This is a genomic window from uncultured Rikenella sp. (assembly GCF_948810725.1).
Taxonomy (GTDB): domain Bacteria; phylum Bacteroidota; class Bacteroidia; order Bacteroidales; family Rikenellaceae; genus Rikenella.
Genome location: NZ_CAQIVA010000002.1, coordinates 104,074 through 128,458, shown reverse-complemented (window position 1 = coordinate 128,458; position 24,385 = coordinate 104,074). Strand labels below are relative to the sequence as shown.

35 protein-coding genes and 1 pseudogene are annotated in these 24,385 nt (G+C 54.6%); all 36 read left to right on the top strand.

All coding sequences use genetic code 11. The annotated features are described in order from the left end of the window. The coding region (gene fusA / locus Q9S52_RS02505; RefSeq protein ID WP_304708048.1) for an elongation factor G at window positions 1-1,631 on the top strand (1,631 nt) is incomplete at its 5' end. Beyond that, window positions 1,631-1,936, top strand: coding sequence for a 30S ribosomal protein S10 (rpsJ, locus tag Q9S52_RS02500; RefSeq protein ID WP_027290546.1), 306 nt, complete (start codon window positions 1,631-1,633; stop codon window positions 1,934-1,936). The genes fusA and rpsJ, both read left to right, overlap by 1 nt. Before the next feature lie 152 nt (window positions 1,937-2,088). Further along, window positions 2,089-3,165, top strand: a complete 1,077-nt coding sequence (locus Q9S52_RS02495; RefSeq protein WP_304708047.1) for a BF3164 family lipoprotein — start codon at window positions 2,089-2,091, stop codon at window positions 3,163-3,165. Window positions 3,166-3,257: 92 nt separating this feature from the next. Beyond that, entirely contained in the window at window positions 3,258-3,521 is a 264-nt protein-coding gene (locus Q9S52_RS02490; protein ID WP_297829729.1) for an NVEALA domain-containing protein, read from the top strand. Beyond that, window positions 3,518-4,561: a BF3164 family lipoprotein gene (locus Q9S52_RS02485; protein ID WP_304708046.1), complete on the top strand. Its 1,044-nt coding sequence runs from the start codon at window positions 3,518-3,520 to the stop codon at window positions 4,559-4,561. Before Q9S52_RS02490 ends, Q9S52_RS02485 begins: the two co-directional genes overlap by 4 nt. Before the next feature lie 273 nt (window positions 4,562-4,834). After that, window positions 4,835-5,452 carry a 50S ribosomal protein L3 gene (rplC, locus tag Q9S52_RS02480; RefSeq protein ID WP_304708045.1) on the top strand — a complete coding sequence of 206 codons (618 nt, stop codon included), beginning with the start codon at window positions 4,835-4,837 and terminating at the stop codon, window positions 5,450-5,452. A 26-nt stretch (window positions 5,453-5,478) separates the two neighbouring features. Further along, window positions 5,479-6,120 (top strand): 50S ribosomal protein L4, encoded by a 642-nt coding sequence (gene rplD, locus Q9S52_RS02475; RefSeq protein ID WP_294592641.1) that lies wholly within the window; start codon window positions 5,479-5,481, stop codon window positions 6,118-6,120. 26 nt (window positions 6,121-6,146) lie between these two features. Continuing rightward, window positions 6,147-6,437 (top strand): 50S ribosomal protein L23, encoded by a 291-nt coding sequence (rplW, locus tag Q9S52_RS02470; RefSeq protein ID WP_294592639.1) that lies wholly within the window; start codon window positions 6,147-6,149, stop codon window positions 6,435-6,437. 6 nt (window positions 6,438-6,443) lie between these two features. After that, window positions 6,444-7,268 carry a 50S ribosomal protein L2 gene (gene rplB / locus Q9S52_RS02465; RefSeq protein WP_294592637.1) on the top strand — a complete coding sequence of 275 codons (825 nt, stop codon included), beginning with the start codon at window positions 6,444-6,446 and terminating at the stop codon, window positions 7,266-7,268. Between the two features lie 19 nt (window positions 7,269-7,287). Continuing rightward, window positions 7,288-7,557: a 30S ribosomal protein S19 gene (rpsS, locus tag Q9S52_RS02460; protein ID WP_294592635.1), complete on the top strand. Its 270-nt coding sequence runs from the start codon at window positions 7,288-7,290 to the stop codon at window positions 7,555-7,557. Window positions 7,558-7,585: 28 nt separating this feature from the next. Further along, a pseudogene (gene rplV, locus Q9S52_RS02455) lies at window positions 7,586-7,975 on the top strand (50S ribosomal protein L22); the annotation flags it as partial. Between the two features lie 184 nt (window positions 7,976-8,159). Next, a complete protein-coding gene (gene rpsC, locus Q9S52_RS02450) occupies window positions 8,160-8,957 on the top strand; it encodes a 30S ribosomal protein S3 (RefSeq protein ID WP_294592633.1) in 798 nt (265 codons plus the stop codon). A 33-nt stretch (window positions 8,958-8,990) separates the two neighbouring features. After that, window positions 8,991-9,419, top strand: coding sequence for a 50S ribosomal protein L16 (gene rplP / locus Q9S52_RS02445; protein ID WP_294592631.1), 429 nt, complete (start codon window positions 8,991-8,993; stop codon window positions 9,417-9,419). Window positions 9,420-9,428: 9 nt separating this feature from the next. Then, window positions 9,429-9,632, top strand: coding sequence for a 50S ribosomal protein L29 (gene rpmC, locus Q9S52_RS02440; RefSeq protein WP_294592630.1), 204 nt, complete (start codon window positions 9,429-9,431; stop codon window positions 9,630-9,632). 5 nt (window positions 9,633-9,637) lie between these two features. Continuing rightward, a complete protein-coding gene (rpsQ, locus tag Q9S52_RS02435; RefSeq protein ID WP_294592628.1) occupies window positions 9,638-9,895 on the top strand; it encodes a 30S ribosomal protein S17 in 258 nt (85 codons plus the stop codon). A 2-nt stretch (window positions 9,896-9,897) separates the two neighbouring features. Beyond that, window positions 9,898-10,263 carry a 50S ribosomal protein L14 gene (rplN, locus tag Q9S52_RS02430; RefSeq protein ID WP_294592626.1) on the top strand — a complete coding sequence of 122 codons (366 nt, stop codon included), beginning with the start codon at window positions 9,898-9,900 and terminating at the stop codon, window positions 10,261-10,263. Between the two features lie 25 nt (window positions 10,264-10,288). Further along, the gene (rplX, locus tag Q9S52_RS02425) at window positions 10,289-10,612 is read left to right on the top strand and encodes a 50S ribosomal protein L24 (protein ID WP_294592624.1); all 324 of its coding nucleotides are present in this window, start codon (window positions 10,289-10,291) and stop codon (window positions 10,610-10,612) included. Continuing rightward, complete coding sequence (rplE, locus tag Q9S52_RS02420) at window positions 10,612-11,169, top strand: 50S ribosomal protein L5 (RefSeq protein ID WP_294592622.1); 558 nt, start codon at window positions 10,612-10,614, stop codon at window positions 11,167-11,169. The genes rplX and rplE overlap by 1 nt, the downstream gene beginning before the upstream one ends. A 3-nt stretch (window positions 11,170-11,172) precedes the next feature. Beyond that, window positions 11,173-11,442, top strand: a complete 270-nt coding sequence (rpsN, locus tag Q9S52_RS02415; RefSeq protein WP_294592620.1) for a 30S ribosomal protein S14 — start codon at window positions 11,173-11,175, stop codon at window positions 11,440-11,442. A gap of 1,968 nt (window positions 11,443-13,410) precedes the next feature. Beyond that, complete coding sequence (gene rpsH / locus Q9S52_RS02410) at window positions 13,411-13,809, top strand: 30S ribosomal protein S8 (protein ID WP_294591872.1); 399 nt, start codon at window positions 13,411-13,413, stop codon at window positions 13,807-13,809. Window positions 13,810-13,837: 28 nt separating this feature from the next. After that, complete coding sequence (gene rplF / locus Q9S52_RS02405) at window positions 13,838-14,395, top strand: 50S ribosomal protein L6 (protein WP_294591870.1); 558 nt, start codon at window positions 13,838-13,840, stop codon at window positions 14,393-14,395. Window positions 14,396-14,408: 13 nt separating this feature from the next. Beyond that, window positions 14,409-14,771 carry a 50S ribosomal protein L18 gene (gene rplR, locus Q9S52_RS02400; RefSeq protein ID WP_294591867.1) on the top strand — a complete coding sequence of 121 codons (363 nt, stop codon included), beginning with the start codon at window positions 14,409-14,411 and terminating at the stop codon, window positions 14,769-14,771. A gap of 24 nt (window positions 14,772-14,795) precedes the next feature. Beyond that, window positions 14,796-15,314 carry a 30S ribosomal protein S5 gene (gene rpsE, locus Q9S52_RS02395; RefSeq protein ID WP_294591865.1) on the top strand — a complete coding sequence of 173 codons (519 nt, stop codon included), beginning with the start codon at window positions 14,796-14,798 and terminating at the stop codon, window positions 15,312-15,314. An 81-nt stretch (window positions 15,315-15,395) separates the two neighbouring features. Next, window positions 15,396-15,578, top strand: coding sequence for a 50S ribosomal protein L30 (gene rpmD, locus Q9S52_RS02390; RefSeq protein WP_294591863.1), 183 nt, complete (start codon window positions 15,396-15,398; stop codon window positions 15,576-15,578). A gap of 35 nt (window positions 15,579-15,613) precedes the next feature. After that, the gene (gene rplO, locus Q9S52_RS02385; protein WP_294591861.1) at window positions 15,614-16,060 is read left to right on the top strand and encodes a 50S ribosomal protein L15; all 447 of its coding nucleotides are present in this window, start codon (window positions 15,614-15,616) and stop codon (window positions 16,058-16,060) included. Between the two features lie 35 nt (window positions 16,061-16,095). After that, on the top strand, window positions 16,096-17,424 hold the full coding sequence (secY, locus tag Q9S52_RS02380; protein ID WP_294591858.1) for a preprotein translocase subunit SecY: 1,329 nt from the start codon (window positions 16,096-16,098) through the stop codon (window positions 17,422-17,424). Between the two features lie 119 nt (window positions 17,425-17,543). After that, the gene (map, locus tag Q9S52_RS02375) at window positions 17,544-18,329 is read left to right on the top strand and encodes a type I methionyl aminopeptidase (RefSeq protein ID WP_304708044.1); all 786 of its coding nucleotides are present in this window, start codon (window positions 17,544-17,546) and stop codon (window positions 18,327-18,329) included. Between the two features lie 41 nt (window positions 18,330-18,370). Beyond that, complete coding sequence (infA, locus tag Q9S52_RS02370) at window positions 18,371-18,589, top strand: translation initiation factor IF-1 (RefSeq protein WP_294591854.1); 219 nt, start codon at window positions 18,371-18,373, stop codon at window positions 18,587-18,589. Window positions 18,590-18,647: 58 nt separating this feature from the next. Then, a complete protein-coding gene (ykgO, locus tag Q9S52_RS02365; RefSeq protein ID WP_027290520.1) occupies window positions 18,648-18,764 on the top strand; it encodes a type B 50S ribosomal protein L36 in 117 nt (38 codons plus the stop codon). A 107-nt stretch (window positions 18,765-18,871) separates the two neighbouring features. Further along, window positions 18,872-19,252 carry a 30S ribosomal protein S13 gene (gene rpsM / locus Q9S52_RS02360; RefSeq protein WP_294596749.1) on the top strand — a complete coding sequence of 127 codons (381 nt, stop codon included), beginning with the start codon at window positions 18,872-18,874 and terminating at the stop codon, window positions 19,250-19,252. A gap of 39 nt (window positions 19,253-19,291) precedes the next feature. Continuing rightward, the gene (gene rpsK / locus Q9S52_RS02355) at window positions 19,292-19,678 is read left to right on the top strand and encodes a 30S ribosomal protein S11 (protein WP_294591848.1); all 387 of its coding nucleotides are present in this window, start codon (window positions 19,292-19,294) and stop codon (window positions 19,676-19,678) included. Between the two features lie 119 nt (window positions 19,679-19,797). Next, a complete protein-coding gene (gene rpsD / locus Q9S52_RS02350) occupies window positions 19,798-20,406 on the top strand; it encodes a 30S ribosomal protein S4 (RefSeq protein ID WP_294591846.1) in 609 nt (202 codons plus the stop codon). A 26-nt stretch (window positions 20,407-20,432) separates the two neighbouring features. Next, window positions 20,433-21,425: a DNA-directed RNA polymerase subunit alpha gene (locus tag Q9S52_RS02345; RefSeq protein ID WP_294591844.1), complete on the top strand. Its 993-nt coding sequence runs from the start codon at window positions 20,433-20,435 to the stop codon at window positions 21,423-21,425. Window positions 21,426-21,433: 8 nt separating this feature from the next. Then, complete coding sequence (gene rplQ, locus Q9S52_RS02340; RefSeq protein ID WP_304708043.1) at window positions 21,434-21,949, top strand: 50S ribosomal protein L17; 516 nt, start codon at window positions 21,434-21,436, stop codon at window positions 21,947-21,949. Window positions 21,950-22,073: 124 nt separating this feature from the next. Then, window positions 22,074-23,381, top strand: a complete 1,308-nt coding sequence (gene eno, locus Q9S52_RS02335) for a phosphopyruvate hydratase (protein ID WP_297626609.1) — start codon at window positions 22,074-22,076, stop codon at window positions 23,379-23,381. Between the two features lie 163 nt (window positions 23,382-23,544). Continuing rightward, window positions 23,545-24,384, top strand: coding sequence for an inositol monophosphatase family protein (locus tag Q9S52_RS02330; protein WP_300725980.1), 840 nt, complete (start codon window positions 23,545-23,547; stop codon window positions 24,382-24,384). Window position 24,385 lies beyond the last annotated feature (1 nt).

Genomic DNA, 24,385 nt, shown 5'->3' with positions numbered 1-24,385 from the left:
CGGTGGTGCTGCCGATCGGGGCCGAAGATAAGTTTACCGGAGTGATCGACTTGGTATACAACCGGGCGTACGTCTATTTCGATGACAAGACCGTGCGGGACAATTACCACATCGAAGAGATTCCGGAAAACTTGAAGGCTGAGGCTGCTGCTGCGCGGGCTAAGCTCATCGAGGAAGTGGCGGCGTCGGACGACGCTTTGATGGAGAAATTCTTCGAAGATCCCGATGCCATTACGCCGGACGAAATCATCGTCGCGCTGCGGAAAGCTACCATCAATATGTCGGTGGTGCCGATGCTCTGCGGTTCGTCGTTCAAGAACAAGGGGGTGCAGCTCTTGCTGGACTCGATCGTCGCATACCTGCCGTCGCCGCTCGATGTAGAGGCTATCGTAGGGACCGACCCGCGGACGGACGAAGAGACCAAACGCCATCCGTCTGAATCGGATCCGTTCTGTGCTTTGGCCTTCAAGATTGCAACCGACCCGTTCGTGGGACGTCTCGGATTTATCCGCGTATATTCGGGGAAATTGGATGCTGGTTCGTACACGTTCAACTCTCGTTCAGGGAAGAAGGAACGCATCTCGCGTATCTACCAGATGCACGCCAATAAACAGAATCCGATCGAATTCGTCGGGGCAGGGGATATTGCTGCGGCGGTAGGGTTCAAGGATGTGCGTACCGGGGATACCTTGTGCGACGAAAACCACCCGATCGTGCTCGAATCCATGACCTTCCCGGAACCGGTGATCGGGCTCGCCATCGAACCCAAAACCCAGAAAGACCTCGATAAACTCGGGGTAGGGCTGGGGAAACTGGCTGAAGAAGACCCGACCTTTACGGTTAAGACGGATGAAGACTCCGGACAGACCGTCATCTCGGGGATGGGGGAATTGCACCTGGAAATCATCGTCGACCGCTTGAAACGCGAATTCGGCGTCGAAATCAACCAGGGCGCCCCGCAGGTGAACTACAAGGAAGCGTTGACCGGGACGTTCGAACACCGCGAAGTGTTCAAGAAACAGACCGGGGGGCGCGGTAAGTTCGCCGACATCATCTTCGAAATCGGGCCGGCTTCGAGCAAAGAAGTGGTCGGTCTGGAATTCGTCGACGTGGTCAAAGGGGGGAACATTCCCAAGGAATTTATCCCGGCTGTGCAGAAAGGGTTCGCTTCGGCGATGGAAAACGGCGCTTTGGCCGGCTATCCGATCGACGCCATGAAGGTGACCTTGAAAGACGGTTCGTTCCACCCGGTCGACTCGGATGCCTTGTCGTTCGAAATCTGTGCCCGGAACGGGTTCCGGCATGCGGCCATCAAGGCCAATCCGGTGATTATGGAGCCGATTATGGCGGTCGAAGTCGTTACCCCGGAAGAAAACATGGGGGATATCATCGGCGACCTCAATAAACGGCGCGGCCAGATCTCCGGGATGGAATCCAAAGGGAATGCCCGGGTGGTCAAGGCGAAAGTGCCGCTGGCAGAGATGTTCGGCTATGTGACTGTACTGCGGACGATTTCGTCGGGTCGTGCGACCAGTTCGATGGAATTCTCGCACTTCGAAGCCGTGCCGAACAACGTCTCCAAGGAGATCATCGAAAAAGCAAGTGGTAAATTCAAAAACGAAGACGAATAATGAGCCAGAAAATCAGAATAAAACTCAAATCCTACGATCACAATCTGGTGGACAAGTCTGCCGAAAAGATCGTCAAGACGGTGAAATCGACCGGAGCTGTGGTCAGCGGGCCGATTCCGCTGCCTACCAACAAAAAGATCTTCACCATCAACCGGTCGACTTTCGTCAACAAGAAGTCGCGCGAACAGTTCCAGCTCTCCACGTTTAAGCGGATTCTGGACATCTACAGCTCGACCTCCAAGACCATCGACGCCTTGATGAAACTCGAACTCCCGAGCGGGGTAGAGGTTGAGATTAAAGTCTGAGGATTTTAAATAGATAAGATTCGTCTACAATGTTGTTCGGAAGCGTTCTCCTTGAGATTTTGAAGGGGGAACGCTTCCGAATTTTTGTTGCGAGGGGAGTGGATATTTATCTGAAAAAGAAGTTAAATTTGTCATAGGAAACACTTATTGCTATGAAAATACATGCGGTCGCTTTTCTTTGCACGGCAGCGTTGCTGGGCGGATTCGTCTCATGCGGCGGAGGAACCTCTCCGGCGGGGCGGGAGGTGCCCGAAGTGGCTGTGCATGTGGAGCCGCTGCCCGGCGATACCCTGATGCTCGGATACATCGGTTCGGTGACCGTGCGGGACTCCTTGCTCTTTTTGGTCGATTACGGGCGCGCCGGTCAGGCCGACGCGTTGGTGCAGCTCTATAGCTATCCGGCCTTGCGGCCGCTGTGTCGGTTCGTCAGCCGGGGGAAAGGGCCCAACGAGACGCTCGGGATATCCGGCTATGTCGTCGATGACGACAGCGTGCGGGTATTTACCATGGTGGCTCCCCGAATGTTCGTCTATGGACTGGCCGATTTGGTACGCGGCACGCGGCTGCCGGCGCGGGTGATTCCTTATCCGGAAGAGTGCGGAGAGGCAGCCGGGTTCTGTCGGACAGACTCCGGATTCGTGTTCGGGTCTTTTTCCGATGAATCTACCGGGCGCATCGTCCAGATCGACAGCCTCGGAAGTGTGGTCGGGCGCTATTATTCAATACCTTACCGGCCGGAAGATGTCGAACAGTTGGGCGGTGCTCCGGGCAATATGATTCCTTATCTTTGGCAAGCCACCGTGGCTGCGGCGGGCGAGACGGTCGTGTTCGGCACCAAATTGGGCGATGTGCTCGAAATCTATAACCTGCGCGACTCGACCCGGAATCGCGTGGTTCGCGGGCCGAACGGGCCGCCGGAGGTGAAGCGCGACGGGCAGTCTTTCATCTTTGGGCTCAAAAAGGGGTATCGGGATTTGAAAATCGTCGGCGACCGGATTTACGCCCTGTATCGGTACGAGCAGCAGAGCGAAGAGGATGAGGCCGACTCGGCAGAGGAGAATAAGATGAGTGTGTTGCGCGTATTCGATTTCGACGGGAACTGGCTGAAGAGCTATGTGTTGGATCGTCCGCTCGGCTGTTTCGATATGCTGGCCGACGGTCAGACGGTGGTTGCCGGCGACCCGACGGCGGAGTACCAGCTCTGCACCTTCACGCTGCCGGAAGAGTAATGGGTGATAATTAAAAAAATAAAGTTGGATATTGCTTTTTGTGAATATTATGATTTATTTGTGATGGATGTTTTACTTAAAACTTTGATGACATGAAAAAGTTAAACAAAAAAACGATTATCGCCGTATGCGGCGGAATGTTGGTTGCAGCAGGGTCGTATTTGACTTATTTGCAGGCGCAGCCTCAGGAACAGATGTCAGATCTGACATTGGCCAACCTGGAGGCGATGGCAAATGATTTGGATAATCCGGACTTGTTTCGAATTACGTATAGGTGTAGAGGAGAGGGTGATTTGTTCTGTCCGAAGACGGAAGGTACGGCTGGTACGGTGATTGAAAAAACGAAACAATTATGAGGTGGATTACTCAGATATTCCTTGTGTGTTTAGGAGGAGTCTTCGCAGCGTGTGGAGGTAATTCGTCTGTTGTAGATCAAATTGAAACAGACAAAATTCAAGTCGATTCGCTTAAAACGCCGGAAAGTCTCTTTCTGGGGCATGTGCGCCAGGTACTTGTGCGGGATTCGGTTTTGTATATCTGGGATATAAAAAGTCCCTCGATGATGCTTGCCGTGAAATATCCTTCTTTGGAGCCGATTTGCGAGTTCATGCCCAAAGGAAAAGGGCCGGAAGAGTTGTTGGGGCTCGGTGGCTTCGATTTGGATGATCGCTACTTGTATGTCATGGCCAGCCGCGAGCCGAAGATGGCGATATACGCGCTGGACAGTCTGAAACAAGGTGCGCGGCGGCCGTTGCGTATAGTGGAATATCCGAATGAAGTCTCACCGTCATTGGCATTTGCCAAAGCGAATGGAGATACCGTTGTATTGCAGAGTGCAGGGGTAGATCGAAGAGTGCAACTCTGTGATACATCCGGTCATATTTTACGCGTACAATACGCATTGCCGGAGGGTTCTAAAACGAATGAAACGGAGCCGGCATTGATGCCGTATCTTTGGCAGTCTCGGATAGCTTTTCGGGGTGGGTGGCTGGTTCTGGCCGCGCGTTTGGGCGAAGTGCTCGAAATCTGTCACCCTGCCGATACAGTGCAAAAGGTAGTGGTTGTCGGTTCGGATGGAGCGCCGGTTATTAGTCCTGAGGGCTTTGTGGGGGAGGTAAATGGTTTTATAGAAGTGCGGATTGCCGAAGATAAAATATATGCCATTTATTCCGGAGTCTCCATGAAAGAAGTCGATCGTATCTTTGAGGAAGGAGGTAATGCGCCGTCCGGAGGTCGTTACTTCCGGGTTTATGATCTGAATACAGGTCAACTGGAACGTATTTACGAGCTCGACCGTTATATCTCGACCTTCGACGTGCTGCCGGATGGGCGGACGGTCATTGCAGCCGATCCGAATTCGGAACATCAGCTCTGCACCTTCACCCTGCCCGATTGATTCCGCCGCGATTCAATCCGAACGACAGACGAACCCCGTCCCGAACAGAAAAAGGGCGGGGTTTTCTCGTTCGCTCTTCGGCCCCTTGTCCGCTGAGAATGAATGCCCCGCCACCGAAAAAAATCCACCGAAAAATTTGATAATCAACCGAAAAACCCTATCTTTGCAGTCGCCTTTGCTCTCTTTATGCAGGTAAGCGATTGATTTCGAGCCTCCTGTCGCTGAAGCGAGTTGAAAAGGCAGACACTTTTTTACAAACCATTACCAAACAAAATGTCAGGACTAATTGGGAAAAAAATCGGAATGACATCCGTTTTCAGTGCCGAGGGGAAAAACATCCCATGCACTGTGATCGAAGCTGGTCCGTGTGTGGTTACGCAAGTCAAAACCGTCGAAAAGGACGGCTATGCCGCTGTGCAGCTTGCCTATGACGACAAAAAGGAAAAGCACACCAGCAAGCCGATGATGGGCCACTTCGCCAAGGCGGGGGCGACCCCGAAGCGGAAAATCGCCGAATTCAAATCGTTCGAAACGATGCCGAACTTGGGCGATACCGTGGGCGTGGATGTGATCGTGGAAGGCGAATGGGTCGATGTGACCGGGATCTCCAAAGGGAAAGGTTTCCAGGGGGTTGTTAAACGGCACGGCTTCGGCGGTGTCGGCGGCCAGACTCACGGTCAGCACAATCGGCAGCGGCACGTAGGGTCGCTGGGTGCATCTTCGTATCCGTCGCGGGTGTTTAAAGGGAAACGCATGCCGGGACGGACTGGCGGCGAGCAGGTCAAAGTGCTCAATCTGAAAGTGCTCAAAGTGATTCCGGAAAACAACCTCATCCTTGTGAAAGGTTCCATTCCGGGGGCTAAAGGCTCTTATTTGTTAATCGAAGGCTAATCATTCAAGGGGAGGAGATTTAAGTTATGGAACTCAACATACTCGATATCGCCGGCAAAGAGACCGGGAAGAAAGTGACCTTGAACGACGCCGTATTCGCGCTCGAACAGCCGAACGATCACGCCATCTACCTCGACGTGAAGCAATACCTCGCCGATCAGCGTCAGGGAACTCACAAATCGAAACAACGGAACGAAGTGGCCGGTTCCACCCGTAAACTCAAGAAACAGAAAGGGACGGGCGGGGCCAGAAGTGGGTCGATCCTGTCGCCTCTGTTTGTCGGAGGCGGGCGTGTATTCGGGCCCGTGCCGCGCGACTACCGCTTCAAACTCAACAAGAAACTCAAACAACTCGCACGGCGCAGCGCCTTGACCTACAAAGCGAAAAATGCAGCGATTACCGTGGTCGACAGCTTCGAAATGCAGCCCAAAACCAAGGAATTTATCGCAGCAGCCAAGAACTTGGGGATCGCTGAAAAGAAGACGCTGGTGATTCTGTGCGGCGATACGGACAACGCCGGCGTGATCCTCGCATCGCGCAACCTGCCGAACGTAAAGGTTATCCAGGCACAGAACCTCAATACCTACGACGTCATGAACGCGGCACACCTGCTGATTGGCGGGGAAGGGGCTGTGGCGGCTATGCAGCAGGTTTGTGGAATCCAGTAACGAAGACCATCTTTTAAAGAAAGATCATGGAAATTTTGATTAAGCCGATATTGACCGAGAAAATGACGGCTCAGGGCGAAAAACTGAACCGCTACGGTTTTATTGTGGATCCGCGGGCGAACAAGCTCCAGATCAAGGCTGCGGTGGAAGCTATGTACGGCGTCGTGGTGACCGATGTCAACACCTGTAACTACGACGGCAAACGCAAGAGCCGCTACACCAAAGCCGGAATGCTCGAAGGGCGTCAGAACCGCTACAAAAAAGCGATCGTCACCCTCGGAGGAGAAGACAAAATCGATTTTTACAGTAATATCTAAAAGACGATGGCAGTTAGAAAATTCAAACCGATGACCCCGGGTCAGAGACATAAAGTTATCGGCACCTTTGACGATATTACGACTTCGACTCCGGAAAAATCACTGGTAACCCCCCTCAAATCCTCAGGAGGGCGGAACAATACCGGGAAAATGACCATGCGCTACATCGGTGGTGGACATAAACGTCAGTACCGCATCATCGACTTCATGCGCAACAAGGATGGCATGACCGCTACGGTCAAAACCATCGAATACGACCCGAACCGCAGCGCGCGGATTGCCCTCGTGGTCTATGCCGACGGCGAAAAACGATACATCGTTGCGCCGGTGGGCCTGACCGTCGGGCAGAAGATCGCCAGCGGAGCGGGTGTCGCACCTGAAGTGGGCAACACACTATTCCTTTCGGAAATTCCTCTTGGTACCGTTGTGCACTGTATCGAACTCACACCCGGCAGGGGCGCTGCGATGGCGCGGTCTGCAGGGACTTACGCTCAGCTGCTTGCCCGCGAGGGGAAGTACGCTATTATTAAACTTCCTTCAGGGGAAACCCGTATGGTGCTCACCACCTGCCGGGCTACGATCGGGACCGTGTCCAACCCGGACCACAGCCTCGAACAGAGCGGCAAGGCAGGGCGCAAGCGCTGGCTCGGGCGTCGTCCGCGCAACCGCGGCGTCGTGATGAACCCCGTCGACCACCCGATGGGTGGGGGTGAAGGACGTGCTTCCGGGGGACACCCGCGCTCGCGTACGGGCGTGCTGGCCAAGGGCTACAAAACCCGCAACCCCAAGAAGACGACTTCCAAGTTCATCGTTTCACGGAGGAATAAATAATCTAATCAAGACAGCGTAAATGAGCCGTTCACTGAAAAAAGGACCGTATATCGAACCGAAACTCGAAGGCAAGATCCTTGCCATGAACGATAGCGGCAAAAAATCGGTTATCAAGACCTGGTCGCGCGCGAGCATGATCTCGCCGGACTTTGTGGGACATACCCTGGCGGTGCATAACGGGAATAAATTTATTCCGGTGTATGTGACCGAAAACATGGTGGGTCACAAGTTGGGTGAATTCGCACCGACCCGCAGCTTCCGCGGTCACGGAGGCAACAAGAAAAAATAGTGTTAAAAAGTAATTCCGTATACCTGTTATGGGTGCAAGAAAAAGATTAAGAGCCGAAAAGCTCAAAGCGGAAAAGCGCTCGATCGCGATCGCGTCGCTGCGTGAATGCCCGACCTCCCCGCGAAAAATGAGACTCGTGGCCGATATGATCCGCGGCGTGGAGATCAATCGCGCTTTGGGGATGTTGCGGTATTCCAAGAAAGAGGCATCGGTACGCCTCGAAAAACTCCTCCGGTCGGCTATCGCCAACTGGGAAGCAAAGAATCAGGGCGTTTCATTGGAAGAGACCCCGCTGTGCGTCAAAACCATCAGCGTCGACGGCGGACGGCAACTCAAACGGATCCAGCCTGCTCCGCAGGGGCGCGCACACCGGATTCGGAAACGTTCCAACCACGTGACCATCATCGTCGACCGGATGGAAATCGCTGCGCCTGCCGTTAAGGAAGCAGCTGCGCCGGCCACCGAAACCAAACCGGCTGCTAAGAAAACCACCGCCGCTACGACTAAAAAAGCGACGACTACGGCCAAGAAAACGACCGCTGCCAAGACCACCACTGCCAAGGCGGCTGCCGATGTGAAACCTGAAAACGCAGCAAACTAAGATGGGACAGAAAGTAAATCCGATTGCCAATCGGCTGGGCATCATTCGGGGTTGGGACTCGTCATGGTATGGCGGCAAGGAATTCCCGGCAAAACTCGTTGAAGACGCCAAAATTCGTAAATACCTCGGAGCACGGTTGGCCAAAGCCAGCGTCTCGAAAATCGTGATCGAACGGACCTTGAAGCTGGTGACCGTTACCATCAGCACCTCGCGGCCCGGGATCATCATCGGGAAAGGCGGCGCTGAGGTGGATAAGTTGAAGGAAGAACTGCGCAAACTGACCGGTAAGGACGTGCAGATCAATATCTTCGAAGTGAAACGGCCGGAACTCGACGCAGTGATTGTCTCGAACAATATCGCGCGTCAGGTCGAAGGACGTATCTCGTACCGGCGGGCGATCAAGACCACCATCGCATCGACGATGCGGATGGGCGCAGAAGGGATCAAGATCCAGATCTCGGGTCGTGTGGGGGGCGCTGAAATGGCCCGCAGCGAATCGTACAAGGAAGGGAGAATTCCGTTGCATACCTTCCGTGCAGATATCGACTACAACCTCGCCGAAGCTTTGACCAAAGTGGGTCTGTTGGGGGTTAAAGTATGGATCTGCAACGGCGAAGTGTATGCCAAGCGCGATTTGTCGCCGATCGTAGGGATGAGCGCATCCGCAGCAGGACGCGGCGGCGACGACCGTCGCGGAGGCGGACGCGACGACCGCAGAGGCGGTCGGGATGATCGCCGCGGGGCACGTCGCGGGGGACGCGACGACCGTCGTGGAGGCCGCAACTCCAATAATCAGTAAATCTGTCGTCAGACGAAATAAAAGGAACTAACCATGTTACAACCGAAAAAGACGAAATTTCGCAGAATGCAGAAAGGCCGCATGAAAGGTCTGGCACAGAGAGGAGCTGAACTGTCATTCGGATCGTTCGGTATCAAGGCCTTGGAGTCGGCCTGGATCACCGGACGGCAGATCGAGGCCGCTCGTCAGGCCATCGTGCGTCAGATGAAACGTGAAGGCCAGGTGTGGATTCGGATCTTCCCGGACAAACCGATCACCAAAAAACCGGCCGAAGTGCGTATGGGTAAAGGGAAAGGTTCGCCCGAAGGATTCGTGGCGCCGGTTACCCCCGGTCGCATCTTGTTCGAAGCCGAAGGGGTGCCGTTGGAAGTAGCGCAGGAAGCGCTCCGGCTCGGGGCTCAGAAACTGCCCATTACCACCAAGTTCATCATCCGTCGCGATTATACCGAAACCTCTATCTAACACGAAGACATGAAAACATCCGAAATACGTGAACTGACAGCGGGCGAAATCGTCGAACGGGTAGAGACCGAAAAGGCCAACTTGCTGCGTGCCAAAATGAACCACGCCGTTTCGCCGGCCGAAAACTCGACCACCATCAAAAATATGCGCCGCGATATCGCACGTCTGCTGACCATCCTGCGCGAAAAACAAACCACCACTATTAACAAGTAGAGGCCATGGAAGAAAGAAATCTTAGAAAAGAGAGAACCGGGGTGGTCGTCAGCAACAAAATGGACAAATCGATCGTTGTTGCTGTAAAACGGAAAGTGAAACACCCGATCTACGGTAAATTCGTCAATAAAACCACCAAATTCGTCGCCCACGACGAAACCAACGACTGCGGCGAAGGGGATACCGTCCGGATTATGGAAACCCGCCCGCTCAGCAAGTCCAAACGGTGGAGATTAGTAGAAATCATCGAAAGAGCTAAGTAACCATGATACAACAAGAAAGCCGGCTCTCCGTAGCCGATAACAGCGGAGCCAAGGAAGTCCTCTGTATCCGTGTACTTGGCGGTACCGGGCGGCGCTACGCGTCGATCGGGGACAAAATCGTTGTCAGCGTCAAAAGCGCGACCCCGGGCGGCGACATCAAAAAAGGCGCAGTCTCGAAAGCAGTCGTGGTACGCACCAAGAAAGAGGTGCGTCGGCCGGACGGCTCCTACATCCGCTTCGACGACAACGCCGTCGTGTTGCTCAACAACGCCGGTGAAATGCGCGGTACGCGTATCTTCGGGCCGGTGGCCAGAGAGCTTCGCGACGCCAATATGAAAATCATCTCCTTGGCGCCGGAAGTGCTGTAAACCTTCTCTTAACAAACAAACCGAAATGTCAACTAAACTGCATATCAAAAAAGGGGACACGGTGTACGTCAATGCTGGCGACAACAAAGGGCAGCAGGGTAAAGTGCTCGAAGTGCTCGTCGAAAAGCAGCGCGCCATCGTCGAAGGGGTCAATCTGGTGAGCAAACACACCAAACCCAACGCCGCAAATCCTCAGGGCGGGATCGTGAAACGGGAAGCCCCGATTCACATCAGCAACCTGCAACCGCTCGATCCGAAGTCGGGAAAACCGACCCGTGTAGGACGCAAGAAGAACGATAAAGGCAAACTGGTCCGCGTGGCCGTCAAATCAGGCGAGGAGATCAAATAATGGCATACGTACCTTCACTCAAAACCAAATACAAAGAGGAGATCGCTCCCGCTTTGATGAAAGAGTTCGGCTACAAAAGCATCATGCAGGTGCCGAAGCTCGAAAAAATCGTCATCAACCAGGGGATCGGAGCTGCCGTTGCTGATAAGAAACTCGTTGAAGTAGCTCAGAACGAGCTCTCTACGATTGCCGGACAGCACGCCGTACAGACCCGGTCCAAGAAAGACATCTCGAACTTCAAACTCCGTAAGCAGATGCCCATCGGGGTGCGCGTTACCTTGCGTCGGGAACGGATGTACGAATTCTTGGAACGGTTGATCGCAGTCTCTTTGCCGCGTATCCGCGACTTCAAAGGGATCAACGACAAATTCGACGGCCAGGGGAACTACACCTTGGGGGTGCAGGAACATATCATCTTCCCGGAAATCGACATCGACAAGATTACCAAAATCTTCGGCGTCGAAATCACCTTCGTGACTACCGCGGATAATGATACCGAAGCTTATGCACTTCTCAAGCAGTTCGGCCTTCCTTTTAAAAACGCAAAAAAGAACTAAGCCATGGCAAAAGAATCGATGAAAGCCCGCGAAGTGAAACGGGCCAAGCTCGTGGCACGATATGCCGCTAAGCGCGCCGCACTGAAAGAGGCGGGAGATTATGCGGGGTTGGCTAAATTGCCGAAAAACTCCAACCCGATCCGGCTGCACAACCGTTGTCAGCTCACGGGGCGGCCGAAAGGGTACATGCGGCAGTTCGGGATCAGCAGAATCCAGTTCCGTGAGATGGCTTCCGCAGGTTTGCTACCGGGGGTGAAGAAAGCGAGCTGGTAGATTTTCGATGTTGTTTTGGTGCAACGTCGAAATGACCTGATAGTTCATCGGGGCTTCGGAGATTCCGGAGCCCCGATGCTTATTTTAGGGGGACATGATGATGCAGTATAGTTGGATAAGATTTTTACCAGCGCGCGAAAAGAATTGGGCCGTCGGCAGCTTGAGGATGCGTAAGCATCCGTCTAAAGTTTGGCTACACCTTCCTCCTGGCACCTCGGCCATTCAAACAAGTTTGATGGCTCTCGGTTGCTGCGTCGGTTCTTTGGTTCTTTCTGTTCACAGAAAGAACAGTCCCCTCAAACCCATCGCGCGCCGCCGCCTAAAGAAGCGATTCAACTATTTCGGCGGTGAGCCGAAATAGAATGAATCGCGCAGGCGCGCGAAACAGAGGGTTGAATGAAGGTTGCCAGTGGAAATGCGTAAGCATTTCCCGTCCACGGGACGTGGGGCCCGCGCGGCCCGAGCGCAGTACCCTCCCCGTAGGATAGCCGCGCGCCCCGCCTAAAGAAGCGATTCAACTATTTCGGCGGTGAGCCGAAATAGAATGAATCGCGCAGGCGCGCGAAAAAACTCAGTCCGCTCGCGAAAACTCCGTCGCCCGCCCGCGTAAGAAGGCATATTCTGCCGGTTGGCGGAGAGCCAATCCGGCAAGAATTGCCGCGGGCGACGGGAATAGGGATAGACCCGCCCATCTTTCGCGTGCCGAGCGGCACCGGCGGAGCGACAGCGGAGCCGCAGTGAGGCTGACACGGGGCAGGGAACTGGGGCGAGCTTTGGGCTATGCTCTTGCGACTCGCAGAGTCGCGCGGGCCGAAGCCTCCGCCCGGGGAGGGACGCACAGCGTCTTTTGTTGCCATTCTTTACCCTAAGCAACCCAGGCTTCGTCCGCTTGAACTGAGAGCGAGTAGCGTGGTTCTCGGAATCTCCGTCCTCGGCGAGAGCGACGCATTAGCGGCGCGGGGGAGGCGCGCCGAGGACGAATGGGCCGTGCTTTTGCGGTTCTTCGAACCGCCGGGCCTGCGCGCTGGGCCGTTCGGCCCACCTCCGGAGCGCGCAGCCCGAACCCGACAGAATTGGAGCGGCGAATGGGTGCTTTGCTCCTGCGACTCGCAGAGTCGCGCGGGCCGGACGCCTCCCCACGGGAGGCCCGCAACACGCCGCTTGCGCGCCGAGAGTTGCCGTTCCTCCCGGGCGTCCGACCCATCAAGTCAAACCAAAGTAGGGTAGAGGCTGGCGGTTACTCAGGGCCGAGGCTGCCAGTAGAACGCCCTGTGCGCCCGTTTATTCCAAGAGGCAGCGCAACTGAAGACCGGTTCCCCGGTACGCGTTGCCGGGGTCAAGCTCTGTCGCGCTAAAAAGCAAGTACACCCCAAGAGATTCGCTGACTGCGGGCGACCAGTTATACCCTCCGTAGCCGACGTTGTGCAGCACCCCCAATTCTCCATAGCCCGAGTCGCGGAAGCCCGGAGCGGGCCGCGTGATCCGCAAAATCTGAATAGAAAAGTGGGCCCAAGCCCGGGTTCTAAGTCCCCAATTGTTTCGTCAAAAGCTCTCCTGCCCCGTTTATTCTGAGAGGCAACGCAATTGAAAACCGTAGGCACGACGATACGCATTGCAGGCATTGAGGCTCGTCACGCCGAAACTCAAGAACACCCCGTTAGCCCCGCTGGTCGTGAGCGACCAGCTGTAGCCATAGTTGCCGTCGCCACCCGATTCGCCCGAGGCGTAGTTGCGGAAGCCCGGAGCACCCGGCCCTACTTGAAACCCGTGTCGGTTTCAAAACAACCCTCTCCGCATCGAAGAATCCCTCTTTCATCGAAATCGGAAAGAAAACCCTTCTAATAATTTGATTATAAAGGAATAGTTTGTAACTTTGCCACTCTTTACGGCCAGTCGTATCGTCTGCATTTGCAGGCGCGATGACTGCAATGTATTGATAAACAAAGAAAAACAACTCATTTTTTAACCATGACAGATCCGATAGCAGATCTTCTGACTCGTATCAGAAACGCGGTGAAAGCCAACCACAAAGTGGTTGAAGCTCCCGGCTCGAAAATCAAGCAAGAGATCGTACGCATCCTCCATGAACAGGGCTACATCCTCGCTTACAAATTCGGAAAAAACGAAAAAGGCTTCTCTACCATTAAGATAGCCTTGAAGTACCATCCCGAAACCAAAACTCCGGCGATCAAAGCTTTGACGCGCGTGAGCCGGCCGGGATTGCGGCAGTACTCCAACGCGGCCGAGATGCCGCGGGTGATGAACGGCCTCGGAATCGCCATCGTCTCTACCTCTAAAGGGGTGATGACCGACAAACAGGCACGGCGGGACAATGTGGGCGGCGAAGTGCTGTGCTACGTATATTAATCAACACTCACAATCAAGACAATACGCAATGTCAAGAATCGGAAAATTACCTGTAAACCTGCCTAAAGGCGTTACCGTTACCGTGGGCGCCGATAATGTGGTCAGCGTGAAAGGCCCTCTCGGACAACTTTCTCAGAAAGTCGATCCGGACATCACCGTGAAGGTCGAGGGAGAAGAAATCCATGTGACCCGGCCGACCGATCAGCCGCGGCACCGGTCGATGCACGGGCTTTATCGTGCGCTGATCGCCAATATGGTGCACGGCGTTTCGACCGGATATGAAACCAAACAGGAACTCATCGGCGTCGGTTTCAAAGCCGAAGTCAAGGGACAGATCCTGGAGTTGAGCTTGGGGTATTCGCACGATATTCATATCATGCTCCCGGCGGAAGTGAAAGCCGAAGCTTTTGCGGAAAAGAAAGGGAACCCTATTCTGACCCTCAAGAGTGCGGACAAACAATTGCTCGGACAAGTGGCAGCCAAGATCCGCTCGCTGCGCAAGCCGGAACCGTATAAGGGTAAAGGTATCAAGTTCGTGGGCGAACAACTGCGGCGTAAGGCAGGTAAGTCGGCTAACTCCAAATAACAGCTAAGAAACAATGGCACTCACTAAAATAGCAAGACGCGCACGCATCAAGATGCGCATTCGCAAAATCGTGAACGGAACGGCTGAAGCTCCGCGCCTGACGGTTTTTCGCAGTAACAAGCAAATCTACGCTCAGGTGATCGACGACCGGGCCGGAAAGACCTTGGCATCCGCTTCGTCGCTGGATAAAGAGGTGGTTGCAGCGGCTAAAGGACTGAAAAAGACCGAAGTAGCGGCCCTCGTGGGGAAAGCGGTGGCTGCGAAAGCAATTGCTGCCGGAATCTCCGGAGTCGCTTTCGACCGCAACGGATACCTCTATCATGGGCGTGTGAAACAACTCGCTGAAGCGGCACGCGAAGGCGGGCTGAAATTCTAACACATTCCATAACAACCGATTATTATGTCAGCAAACAACATAAAAAAAGTACGCACCAGCGACATCGAACTCAAAGATCGGCTGGTAAGTATTCAGCGCGTGACGAAAGTGACCAAAGGGGGACGTACTTTCACTTTTTCCGCTATCGTCGTCGTGGGGAATGAAAACGGCATCGTGGGCTACGGCTTGGGGAAAGCTTCCGAAGTCACCGCAGCGATCGCCAAAGGGGTGGAAGACGCCAAGAAAAACCTCATCAAAGTGCCGATTCTCAAAGGGACCATTCCGCACGAACAGGTGGCTAAATTCAGCGGCTCCAGAGTGTTGCTGCGTCCGGCATCTCCCGGTACCGGGGTGATTGCAGGGGGGGCTATGCGTGCCGTGCTGGAAAGCGTCGGCGTGAAGAACGTGCTCGCTAAGAGTAAAGGCTCTTCGAACCCGCACAACCTCGTTAAGGCGACGGTTACCGCGTTGGCCGAACTGCGCGATGCCGTGACCATTGCCGAAACCCGCGGGATTTCACTCACCAAAGTATTCAACGGGTAGTTCTCGCATCGAGCGGTTTCGGCGGCTCATGCCGTCGATCCCAGAGATACCCCACACAACCAACAGTAACTATACAGCGAAATGGCCATAGTTAAAATCACCCAGACCAAAAGCCGCATCGGTGCAACCAAAATGCAACGGGCCAATTTGGATGCGCTCGGGCTCCGCAAGATTCGCCAGAGCGTTGAACACAACAAATGTCCTCACATCCTGGGCATGATCGAGAAGGTAAAACATCTCGTTGCCGTTGAAGACGTTAAATAACCGATTTTCTTAACTCCAGAGAGACACTTAAGATTATGAACCTCAGTAATATCAAACCCGCCAAAGGCTCCACGCACAGCGAAAAACGCATCGGACGCGGACAAGGGTCGGGATACGGCGGAACTTCTACCCGTGGGCATAAAGGCGCCCAGTCGCGGTCGGGGTACAAGAGCAAACGCGGTTTCCAGGGCGGTCAGATGCCGCTGCAACGCCGGTTGCCGAAATTCGGGTTTACCAACATCAATAAAGTCGTTTTCAAGACGGTTAACCTCGGCGCTATCGAAGCCTTGGTGGCTAAGACGGGGGCGACTGCGATCGGGCAGGCTGAACTCGTTGCGGCGGGTCTTGTATCGAAGAACGATGTGGTGAAAATTCTCGGTACCGGGACTTTGACCAAAAAGGTGGACGTTACGGCCAACGCCTTCTCGAAAACCGCTCAGGCGGCCATCGAAGGACAGGGAGGGACAGTAACTAAACTGTAAACGATTCGTTTTCCATTGCCTACCTTTTTCGGCTCATGAAAAAATTAATAGACACCATTCGGAACATCTTCAAAATCGAGGAGCTGCGGAATCGCATCCTCTACACTTTGGGGCTGCTTCTGATTTATCGGCTGGGGAGTTTCGTCGTGCTGCCGGGGATCAACCCGGAAGCACTCTCCGGATCGGGCCTCCAGAAACAGACCGCTGACGGGATTTTGGGGCTGCTCGACATCTTCTCCGGGGGGGCGTTCTCCAATGCGTCGATCTTTGCATTGGGGATTATGCCTTATATCTCCGCTTCGATCGTGATCCAGCTTCTCGGGATTGCGATTCCGTACTTCCAGAAATTGCAGAAGGAAGGCGAAAGCGGACGGCGGAAGATCAATCAGTGGACCAGATATCTCACCATCGGGATTCTCCTGATTCAGGCGCCGGCGTATTTGGCTAACTTGAACTATCAGCTGCTGCCTTCCGCTTTTGTGTTGGGGGCGGGTTCGTTCTTGTTTACCTTTAGTGCGACGATGGTCTTGATTGCCGGGACGATGTTTGTGATGTGGCTCGGCGAGAAGATCACCGACAAGGGGATCGGGAACGGAGTATCCTTGATCATTATGATCGGGATTATCGCCAGACTCCCGCATGCGTTCCTTGCTGAGATGAACGCCCGGTTTACGACGGCAGGCGGGGGATTCGTCATGCTGATCGTGGAATTGGTGCTGCTGTTCCTCGTGTTTGCGGGGACGATTGCCTTGGTGCAGGCCGTTCGGAAGATTCCCGTGCAGTATGCCAAGCGGATCGTCGGGAATAAACAGTACGGCGGCGTTCGGCAATATATCCCGCTCAAGATTAATGCTGCCGGGGTGATGCCGATCATCTTCGCACAGGCGATCATGATGCTGCCGCTGATCTTCACCAAATTCGAAGCTACGCAAGGTTTGGGGGCTGTTTTCGGTAATATTTACGGTTTTTGGTATAACCTCGTGTTCGGCCTCTTGGTGATGGCCTTCACCTACTTCTATACCGCCATTACCGTCAATACCAACCAGATGGCCGACGACATGAAGCGAAACGGCGGTTTCATTCCGGGTATCAAACCGGGGAAACAGACGGCCAGCTATTTGGACACCATTATGACCCGGATCACCTTGCCGGGGTCGATCTGCCTCGCGATCGTGGCGATTCTGCCGGTCTTCGCGCGGATGATCGGCGTCGACGGACAGTTCGCCTTGTTCTACGGCGGAACTTCCCTGTTGATCCTCGTCGGGGTGGTGTTGGATACCTTGCAGCAGATTGAATCCCACCTGCTCTTGAGACACTACGACGGTCTGATGAAGAGCGGGCGGATGAAAGGACGCTTGAACTAACGTCTCGGGGATGGGGGCGGACGGTCATCTATGATTGTTCGCACCCTTGATCCGAACCGAATCGTTCGAGCGACCCGTAGAACCGGATTTCGAGAAAAAGGTTCTTCTATTATATATAAATGATATACCTGAAAACCAAAGAGGAGATCGAACTGCTGCGCCAAAGCAACCAGCTCGTCAGCCGCACCTTAGCCCTCGTGGGGCGTAACATTCGTCCGGGAGTTACCACCCGGGAGTTGGATGCGTTAGCTGAGGAGTATATTCGTTCGAAGGGCGCAGTGCCGAACTTCAAAGGTTACGGAGGCTTTCCCGCCACACTCTGTATGTCGGTGAACGAACAGATCGTGCACGGGATTCCGTCGGGTTATGCTTTGCAGGAGGGCGACATCTTGTCGGTAGACTGCGGCGCATTTATGAACGGTTTTCATGGCGACTCCGCCTACACATTCGCTGTAGGAGGTATGGACAGCTTGGCGCCTCGTGTGCGCGAGCTGCTGGACGTCACCAAGGAAGCCCTTTATAGAGGTGTTGCGCAGGCGCATGTCGGAAATCGCATCGGCGATATTTCCCACGCCGTACAGGAATATGCACAGGGACATGGAATGACCGTCGTACGCGAAATGGTCGGACATGGACTCGGACGCCACCTGCACGAGGAGCCGCAGGTTCCCAATTACGGGAAACGCGGCAGCGGGCCTCGGCTGAAGGCCGGCATGGTGCTCTGCATCGAGCCCATGATCAACCTCGGAACCCGGAACGTCATCTTTGAACGGGACGGTTGGACTGTCAGAACCGCCGACCGAAAGCCCTCTGCGCACTTCGAATTCGCCGTGGCGATTACCGAGCAGGGGCCGGATGTCCTCACCACTTTCGAGTATATCGAAAAAGGGCTGCCGATCGATTGAGACCGGCGGTTCGCAAAGCAATGCTTTAACCAATCAACCGAATGGCCAAACAAGCAGCGATTGAAAAGGACGGTACCATTATCGAAGCCCTGTCCAACGCCATGTTCCGCGTGGAGCTCGACAACGGTCACATAATCACCGCCCACATCTCCGGAAAGATGAGGATGCACTACATCAAGATTCTCCCCGGGGATAAAGTAAAGGTCGAAATGTCCCCCTACGATTTGTCGAAAGGACGCATTTCGTTCCGCTACAAGTAATTTTGCAGGCCGACCCTCTCCCAGGGGCGGAACCACTGAAAGAAAACAACACAACACGATGAAAGTCAGAGCATCCATCAAAAAACGCAGCGAAGACTGCAAAATCGTACGCCGCAAAGGGCGCGTGTACGTCATTTGCAAGAAAAACCCCAAACTCAAGATGCGTCAGGGGTGATTGGCTACTCCTTTGGGGCATCCCTCTATTTATATAGTTTGATGCCACAGGGAGAGCGAGTCGAAACTGAGTTTTAAACCATTCCAAGAAAAAGACAAAACACACATATGGCACGTATTGTCGGAGTCGATTTACCGAAAAACAAACGAGGCGTAATCGGTCTCACCTACATCTACGGCATCGGGCGAAGCACCGCCGCCGTTATTCTGGAGAAGGCCGGTATCGACCAGGATACCAAAGTGAAAGACTGGACGGACGAACAGGTCGGCGCCATCCGTAACGTGATTGCCAGCGAAGGGCTGCGCGTCGAAGGGGAACTGCGCTCGACCATCCAGCTCAATATCAAACGCCTGATGGACATCGGTTGCTACCGTGGGATCCGGCACCGTCTGGGGCTCCCCGTGCGCGGGCAGAGCACCAAAAACAATGCCCGGACCCGGAAAGGACGCAAGAAAACCGTTGCCAACAAGAAAAAGGCAACCAAGTAGTTAATCGGTTATCCTAACTCCAATTAGGCAGAGAAAATTATGGCAAAGAAAACATCAGTCAAAAAGAAAGTCGTGAAGGTAGATGCCCTCGGTCAGGCACACATCCACTCGACATTCAATAACGTCATCATCACCCTCACCAACGGCGAAGGACAGGTCATCAGCTGGAGCTCCGCCGGGAAGATGGGCTTCCGGGGATCGAAGAAAAACACCCCGTATGCAGCGCAGACCGCAGCGCAGGATTGCGCCAAGGTCGCTTATGACCTCGGGCTGCGCAAAGTGAAAGTGTATGTCAAAGGGCCCGGTTCGGGACGCGAATCCGCTATCCGCACCATCAACGGCGCCGGGATCGAAGTGATCGAAATCGTCGACGTTACCCCGCTGCCCCATAACGGTTGCCGTCCGCCGGCACGTCGTCGTGTCTGATCTTCGGTCGCTTTCGCAGACCTGTGCTTCACAGCGATGCCCATAAAGCACCGGAAGATCGCATAAAGCGGATCATTTTACCATACCTTTCAACAAAGACAAAAAAGTAAAAACACAAAATGGCACGTTATACAGGACCAAGAACCAAAATCGCCCGTAAATTCGGCGAACCTATCTTCGGGTCGGACTCTTCATTCGAAAAGAAGAACTATCCCCCGGGACAGCACGGCCTCAATCGGCGGCGGAAAAAAGTCTCCGAATACGGCGTACAGCTCAAGGAAAAGCAGAAAGTAAAGGCACTCTACGGGATGCTCGAAAAGCAGTTCCGGCGTACCTTCGAAGCTGCGGAACGGGCTGGCGGTGTGACCGGCGAAGTGCTGCTCCAACTCCTCGAATCGAGACTGGATAATGTCGTGTACCGGATGGGGATTGCACCCACGCGCGCGGCAGCGCGGCAGTTGGTGTCGCACCGGCATATCACTGTGGACGGCAATGTGGTGAACATCCCGTCGTACCAGCTGAAACCGGGGCAGATCGTTGCCGTTCGGGAAAAGTCCAAAGCCTTGGAAGTGATCCAGAACGCGTTGGGCTCCAACCAGCGCAGCCGCTTCTCGTGGCTCGAATGGGACGCCGCGTCGATGTCCGGGAAATTCATGCAGAAACCCGAACGCGCCGAAATTCCCGAAAACATCAACGAACAGTTGATCGTCGAACTCTACTCTAAATAGTAATTAATCGAGGAGTACACACAACTATGGCTATATTAGCATTCCAGAAGCCCGACAAGGTGATCATGCTCGACTCCACGGCCTCGTTCGGACGGTTCGAATTCCGTCCCCTGGAGCCGGGATACGGCATCACCGTGGGCAATGCACTCCGTCGAATACTCCTGTCGTCGCTCGAAGGTTACGCCTTTACCACCGTACGGATACCCGGCGTAGACCATGAGTTCGCTTCCATCCCCGGAGTGATGGAAGAGATGATAGAAATCATTCTCAACCTCAAGCAGGTACGCCTCGTGCGGACCGTCGAGAACATTGAATCCGAAAAGGTGGTGGTGAACGTGGCCGGAGTGACTGAACTGACGGCCGGTTACCTCTCCAACTTCATGACCGGATTCAAAGTGCTCAATCCGGACTTGCTGATTTGCCGCCTCGAACCCGACGTGAAGTTCCAGATCGAACTCACCATCGGCAAAGGCCGCGGGTATGTGCCGGCCGAAGAAAACCGGCCGGCCGATGCACCGTTCGGACTCCTGCCGATCGACTCGATCCACACGCCGATCAAGAACGTGAAGTACGCGGTCGAAAACTACCGCGTCGAACAGAAGACCGACTACGAAAAACTCACCATCGAGATTACCACCGACGGATCCATTCATCCCAAGGAGGCGCTCAAGGAGGCAGCCAAGATTCTGATCTTCCACTTCATGCTCTTTTCCGACGAAAAGATCACCCTCGAAACCGAAGAAAAGGCGACCACCGAAGAGTTTGACGAGGATATCCTCCACATGCGGCAACTGTTGAAGACCAAGCTGACGGAGCAGGATCTGTCGGTGCGGGCCTTGAACTGCCTCAAAGCGGCAGAAGTGGAGACGCTGGGCGAACTCGTGCGGTTCCAGCGCAGCGACCTCTTGAAATTCAGAAATTTCGGGAAGAAATCCTTGTCCGAACTCGACGAACTGCTCGCCAACCTGAACCTCCACTTCGGGATGGACGTCGCTAAGTACAAACTTGACAAAGACTAAACACAACCATGAGACATAACAAAACCGTAAACCACCTCGGGCGGCAGGCTTCGCACCGCAAAGCCTTGATGGCGAATATGGCCGTGTCGTTGATCCTCCACAAACGAATCAGTACCACCCTCGCTAAGGCTAAAGCCCTCAGGACTTACGTGGAACCGATCATTACCAAATCGAAAGACGACTCGACCCATTCGCGGCGTATGGTCTTCGCTTACCTGAAAAACAAGGAAGCCGTGACCGAACTCTTCCGCGAAGTCGCTCCGAAGATTGCGGAACGGCCGGGCGGATACTGCCGTATCCTGAAGACCGGATTCCGGCAGGGGGACGGGGCCGAAACCTGCTTCATCGAACTCGTAGACTTCGATACCGAATACACCCAGAACGGCGGTGCAGCTAAGAAAGGCGCTGCGAAGGGACGGACTCGGCGGGCCGGTGGGGCTAAGAAAACCGCGGCTGCGACGGAGAATGCGGCTCCGGTTGCGGAAGCTGCTGCGGTGGAAGCGGTGGCTGCCGAAGTCGAATAATTTGCATAGTCAGAAACAAAGTACTATTTTTGAGGGGTGTTTACCGATATGCGGTAGACACCCCTCGATTCTTTTCGGAATCGGGCTGAACGAAGCTCAAATACCTAATAATCAACAATAAGAAATGGGACAAATCATCAGTGTACATGCCCGCGAAATTCTCGACTCGCGCGGTAACCCGACCATCGAAGTGGAAGTACTCACCGCCAGCGGCGCTTTCGGGCGTGCAGCTGTGCCGAGCGGCGCATCGACCGGCGAAAACGAAGCCCTCGAACTGCGCGACGGCGACAAAGGACGCTACCTCGGGAAAGGGGTGCTCAAAGCGGTGCAGAACGTCAATGACGTGATTGCCAAAGAAATCGTCGGCATGATGGTGACCGATCAGGTGGGGATCGACAAAACCATGATCGCACTCGACGGGACTCCGACCAAGTCGAACCTCGGGGCGAATGCTATCCTGGGCGTATCGCTGGCGTGTGCCAAGGCTGCGGCGAATTATGTCGGGGTGCCGTTGTATCGCTACATCGGCGGTTCGAATGCCAAAACCCTGCCCGTGCCGATGATGAACATCATCAACGGCGGTTCGCACTCCGATGCACCGATCGCCTTCCAGGAATTCATGATCCGTCCGGTGGGCGCCGCTTCGTTCCGCGAAGGGTTGCGCATGGGGGCTGAGGTTTTCCATGCCTTGAAAAAGGTGTTGCATGACCGCGGCCTTTCGACCGCAGTGGGCGACGAAGGCGGGTTCGCACCGACCTTGAAAGGTACCGAAGATGCCATCGAATCGATCATCGAAGCGATTAAGAAAGCCGGTTACAAACCGGGGCGGAAGTGCGAAGGGGGTGATGTGTCGATCGGTATGGACTGCGCATCGTCGGAATTCTATAAGAACGGCGTTTACGACTACACCATCTTCGAAGGGGATAAAGGGGCTAAACTGACCTCTGACCAGCAGGTGGAATACCTGAAAGGGTTGGTGACCAAGTACCCGATCGACTCGATCGAAGACGGTATGAGCGAAAACGACTGGGAAGGGTGGCAGAAACTGACCGCAGCGATCGGCGACAAGTGCCAGCTGGTCGGCGACGACCTGTTCGTGACCAACGTCGAGTTCTTGAAGAAAGGGATCGAAATGGGTTGCGGGAACTCCATCCTGATCAAAGTGAACCAGATCGGCTCGCTGACCGAGACCTTGGATGCCATTGAAATGGCGCATCGCGCGGGTTATACCAGCGTGACCTCGCACCGTTCGGGCGAAACCGAGGATGCGACCATTGCGGATATTGCTGTGGCGACCAACTCGGGTCAGATCAAGACCGGTTCGATGAGCCGTTCCGACCGGATGGCCAAATACAACCAGCTCCTCCGCATCGAAGAGGAACTCGGGGACGAGGCTATCTACGGATATACCAAGATCTACCGCCAGAAATAGTTCGTCCGGCTTCTTTTTCGAAGCGGATCAAGGTAACGAAAAGGCTTGCACCGGAAGGGGCAAGCCTTTTTTATGCGGCATATCCTCCAAAAATTCCCCCTTTTGTACGGATTATCCGTTGCAAGAATCACTATCTTTGTGTAATCATCCGAAAAAGCGTCGCATGGAACAGACGAAGAACAACATACCGGTCGATTGGGAACCGATCTGTACCCGTGTCCGGGAGATCGCGCGGGAGGCAGGAGACTATATTGCCGCCGAGCGGAAGCGATTTACCGCCGACCGCGTCGAAGTCAAGGGCGTGCACAACTTCGTCTCGTATGTGGACAAAGGGGCCGAGCGGATCATTGTCGAAGCCCTCGGCGCTTTGGTGCCCGAAGCCGCCTTTGTGGCCGAAGAGGGCTCGGGACGCGTCGATGCCGAGGCGCCGTACCAGTGGATCGTCGATCCGTTGGACGGAACCACCAATTTCGTACACGGCCTGCCGCCGTATGCCGTCAGCATCGCGTTGTGGGATACGCGCGCCGCGGAGGCGGTTGTCGGGGTGGTGTATGAAGTCACGTTGCAGGAGAGCTTCTACACCTGGAAAGGGGCTTCGGGGGCTTTCTGTAACGGGGAGCCGATACACGTCTCCGAAGTGGCCGGTGTCGACGACGCGCTGGTGTTGACCGGACTGGCCTACGGGCTGGATGCGAAAGTCGTGGAGCATTTCGAACGGAGCTTCGCCTACTTCAATCGCAACAGCCATGGAGCGAGACGGTTGGGGTCGGCGGCGACGGATTTGGTCTATGTGGCATGCGGGCGGGCCGATGCCTTTTATCACATCAACCTCTCGCCGTGGGACGTGGCGGCCGGCGCGTTTATCGTGCGTCAGGCGGGCGGAGTCGTGACCGATTTCGCCGGCGGAACGGACTATACGTTCGGGCGGAGCGTCGTGGCAACCAACCCGTTGGTGCGGGACGAAATTTTCCGGCTCGTGGCCGGCACAGAGTTTATCAAATGAC

Bases quoted from the DNA above. Each gene is read 5' to 3' on its own strand.
- rpsJ (WP_027290546.1), top strand. From the start codon at position 1,631: ATGAGCCAGAAAATCAGAATAAAACTCAAATCCTACGATCACAATCTG.
- Q9S52_RS02495 (WP_304708047.1), top strand. From the start codon at position 2,089: ATGAAAATACATGCGGTCGCTTTTCTTTGCACGGCAGCGTTGCTGGGC.
- Q9S52_RS02490 (WP_297829729.1), top strand. From the start codon at position 3,258: ATGAAAAAGTTAAACAAAAAAACGATTATCGCCGTATGCGGCGGAATG.
- Q9S52_RS02485 (WP_304708046.1), top strand. From the start codon at position 3,518: ATGAGGTGGATTACTCAGATATTCCTTGTGTGTTTAGGAGGAGTCTTC.
- rplC (WP_304708045.1), top strand. From the start codon at position 4,835: ATGTCAGGACTAATTGGGAAAAAAATCGGAATGACATCCGTTTTCAGT.
- rplD (WP_294592641.1), top strand. From the start codon at position 5,479: ATGGAACTCAACATACTCGATATCGCCGGCAAAGAGACCGGGAAGAAA.
- rplW (WP_294592639.1), top strand. From the start codon at position 6,147: ATGGAAATTTTGATTAAGCCGATATTGACCGAGAAAATGACGGCTCAG.
- rplB (WP_294592637.1), top strand. From the start codon at position 6,444: ATGGCAGTTAGAAAATTCAAACCGATGACCCCGGGTCAGAGACATAAA.
- rpsS (WP_294592635.1), top strand. From the start codon at position 7,288: ATGAGCCGTTCACTGAAAAAAGGACCGTATATCGAACCGAAACTCGAA.
- rpsC (WP_294592633.1), top strand. From the start codon at position 8,160: ATGGGACAGAAAGTAAATCCGATTGCCAATCGGCTGGGCATCATTCGG.
- rplP (WP_294592631.1), top strand. From the start codon at position 8,991: ATGTTACAACCGAAAAAGACGAAATTTCGCAGAATGCAGAAAGGCCGC.
- rpmC (WP_294592630.1), top strand. From the start codon at position 9,429: ATGAAAACATCCGAAATACGTGAACTGACAGCGGGCGAAATCGTCGAA.
- rpsQ (WP_294592628.1), top strand. From the start codon at position 9,638: ATGGAAGAAAGAAATCTTAGAAAAGAGAGAACCGGGGTGGTCGTCAGC.
- rplN (WP_294592626.1), top strand. From the start codon at position 9,898: ATGATACAACAAGAAAGCCGGCTCTCCGTAGCCGATAACAGCGGAGCC.
- rplX (WP_294592624.1), top strand. From the start codon at position 10,289: ATGTCAACTAAACTGCATATCAAAAAAGGGGACACGGTGTACGTCAAT.
- rplE (WP_294592622.1), top strand. From the start codon at position 10,612: ATGGCATACGTACCTTCACTCAAAACCAAATACAAAGAGGAGATCGCT.
- rpsN (WP_294592620.1), top strand. From the start codon at position 11,173: ATGGCAAAAGAATCGATGAAAGCCCGCGAAGTGAAACGGGCCAAGCTC.
- rpsH (WP_294591872.1), top strand. From the start codon at position 13,411: ATGACAGATCCGATAGCAGATCTTCTGACTCGTATCAGAAACGCGGTG.
- rplF (WP_294591870.1), top strand. From the start codon at position 13,838: ATGTCAAGAATCGGAAAATTACCTGTAAACCTGCCTAAAGGCGTTACC.
- rplR (WP_294591867.1), top strand. From the start codon at position 14,409: ATGGCACTCACTAAAATAGCAAGACGCGCACGCATCAAGATGCGCATT.
- rpsE (WP_294591865.1), top strand. From the start codon at position 14,796: ATGTCAGCAAACAACATAAAAAAAGTACGCACCAGCGACATCGAACTC.
- rpmD (WP_294591863.1), top strand. From the start codon at position 15,396: ATGGCCATAGTTAAAATCACCCAGACCAAAAGCCGCATCGGTGCAACC.
- rplO (WP_294591861.1), top strand. From the start codon at position 15,614: ATGAACCTCAGTAATATCAAACCCGCCAAAGGCTCCACGCACAGCGAA.
- secY (WP_294591858.1), top strand. From the start codon at position 16,096: ATGAAAAAATTAATAGACACCATTCGGAACATCTTCAAAATCGAGGAG.
- map (WP_304708044.1), top strand. From the start codon at position 17,544: ATGATATACCTGAAAACCAAAGAGGAGATCGAACTGCTGCGCCAAAGC.
- infA (WP_294591854.1), top strand. From the start codon at position 18,371: ATGGCCAAACAAGCAGCGATTGAAAAGGACGGTACCATTATCGAAGCC.
- ykgO (WP_027290520.1), top strand. From the start codon at position 18,648: ATGAAAGTCAGAGCATCCATCAAAAAACGCAGCGAAGACTGCAAAATC.
- rpsM (WP_294596749.1), top strand. From the start codon at position 18,872: ATGGCACGTATTGTCGGAGTCGATTTACCGAAAAACAAACGAGGCGTA.
- rpsK (WP_294591848.1), top strand. From the start codon at position 19,292: ATGGCAAAGAAAACATCAGTCAAAAAGAAAGTCGTGAAGGTAGATGCC.
- rpsD (WP_294591846.1), top strand. From the start codon at position 19,798: ATGGCACGTTATACAGGACCAAGAACCAAAATCGCCCGTAAATTCGGC.
- Q9S52_RS02345 (WP_294591844.1), top strand. From the start codon at position 20,433: ATGGCTATATTAGCATTCCAGAAGCCCGACAAGGTGATCATGCTCGAC.
- rplQ (WP_304708043.1), top strand. From the start codon at position 21,434: ATGAGACATAACAAAACCGTAAACCACCTCGGGCGGCAGGCTTCGCAC.
- eno (WP_297626609.1), top strand. From the start codon at position 22,074: ATGGGACAAATCATCAGTGTACATGCCCGCGAAATTCTCGACTCGCGC.
- Q9S52_RS02330 (WP_300725980.1), top strand. From the start codon at position 23,545: ATGGAACAGACGAAGAACAACATACCGGTCGATTGGGAACCGATCTGT.